1 protein-coding gene is annotated in these 1,844 nt (G+C 60.3%); it reads right to left on the reverse strand.

Annotation, left to right across the window (positions count from 1 at the left end; all coding sequences use genetic code 11):
- Positions 1-1,309, reverse strand: a 1,309-nt coding sequence (locus VL202_RS20640; RefSeq protein ID WP_325465947.1) for a 2-isopropylmalate synthase, incomplete at its 3' end; no start/stop codon positions are given.
- Between the last annotated feature and the right edge of the window lie 535 nt (positions 1,310-1,844).

A 1,844-nucleotide genomic window follows, 5' to 3' on the forward strand; every position in this document is an offset into this window, starting at 1 on the left:
CATCGACTGGGCCATTGCCTTCGGCTTCCTCGATTTTCACTTGCCCGTCGATGTCGAGTTTCATGGTGGCGCGCTGCGGACCGTGAGTTCCCGCGATCACCGTCAGCGACGTCAGCTTGATACGGTCATGCGATGCCGCCAGTTCCTGATCGACCAATGCCTCGATATCCTCGTCGTAGATATCCTTCTTGCGATCGGCGAGCGCCTTCATGCGAACGAAAGCATCTTCCAGCTGATTGGCGGACAGCTTGTAGCCCATCTCTTCCAGCTTGTGGACGAAGGCATGACGGCCTGAGTGCTTGCCGAGAACAAGCGACGACTGCTTCAGACCGACAGACGCCGGCGTCATGATCTCGTAGGTCTGCGCGTTCTTCAGCACACCGTCCTGATGGATGCCGCTCTCGTGCGCGAAGGCATTCCGGCCGACGATCGCCTTGTTGTACTGGACCGGAAACGACGTCGCCGCTGAGACCAGCTTCGAGGCGCGGGTCAGCATCGTGGTATCAATCTTGTTCCAGTACGGGAACTTGTCGTTGCGCACATTGATCGCCATGACGACTTCCTCGAGCGCGGCATTGCCAGCTCGTTCGCCGATGCCGTTGATGGTGCATTCGATCTGGCGCGCACCGCCGGCGAGGCCGGCCAGCGAGTTGGCGACAGCCATGCCGAGATCGTTATGGCAATGCACGGAAAACACCGCCTTGTCCGAGTTCGGCACGCGTTCGATCAGCGTCCGCATGAAGTGAGTGTATTCCTCGGGCACCGTGTAGCCGACGGTATCGGGAATGTTCACCGTGGTGGCGCCGGCCTTGATCACGGCCTCGACGATCCGACACAGAAAATCCATCTCGCTGCGAGTGCCGTCTTCGGCCGACCACTCGACATCGTCGATATGATTACGGGCACGGGTGACGTTGGTGATCGAGGTTTCGATCACCTGCTCCGGGGTCATGTTGAGCTTAACCTTCATGTGCAGAGGCGACGTCGCGATCACGGTATGAACGCGACCGCGCTTGCCCGCTTTCACAGCCTCGGCGCAGCGGTCGATGTCCTTGGGATGGACGCGGGACAGACCGGCGATAATCGCGTTCTTGGAACGCCTGGAAATCTCCTGAACGGCCTGAAAGTCGCCTTCCGAGGTGATCGGAAAACCGGCCTCGATGACATCGACGCCCATATCGTCCAGCATCTCGGCGACCTCGAGCTTCTCCTCGAAGGTCATGGTGGCGCCGGGACACTGTTCGCCGTCGCGCAGAGTGGTGTCGAATATGATGACGCGGTCCTTGTCGGACTTGTTCGCGGGGGTCATGGGAAAATTCCTTCAGTCAAATGGCGCCGCCTGGGGCGCTGTCAGGTTTCGGTGCTTCGTCGAACCCCTGAGTGCCCAGGCAGATATGCCCAGACGGCCCTCAGGGGCAGATAAGAAGCAGGAGCCCGCCAAGGAGGGACGAAATGGACGCGGCCGGAATCGCGGCGGAATCAGCGGAAATCACCGCCGTTCCGTGCATTTCCTGCTCTGTACCGCGAATCGCCATTCAAAAACCCTCGGGAACGCAATGATCGGCCCAAACCATTGACAGTTGGTTGCCGGAAGCGCCCACACACCTTTCTAGACGAGAAAGGACGGGCCCGGCAACGCCAAAAGCGGCTGGCAGTCCGATCTTTCGGCCCGGGTCGCTGACCAACGGCCGTCAGGCGCCTCGAGGGCGCCTTTTCGACACAGCCGGGGCCCCACGTCCCTCCCGCTCAAGCGCTGCACGGGCCTTCTGCAATTCGTCGAGCGAGTCTTTCGCCACCTCGGGAAAATGCAAATCGAGCTTCTCCAGAGCTTCGACAATCGCTGA

The sequence above is a fragment of the Pararhizobium sp. genome (genome assembly GCF_035497515.1).
Taxonomy (GTDB): Bacteria; Pseudomonadota; Alphaproteobacteria; order Rhizobiales; family Rhizobiaceae; genus Pararhizobium.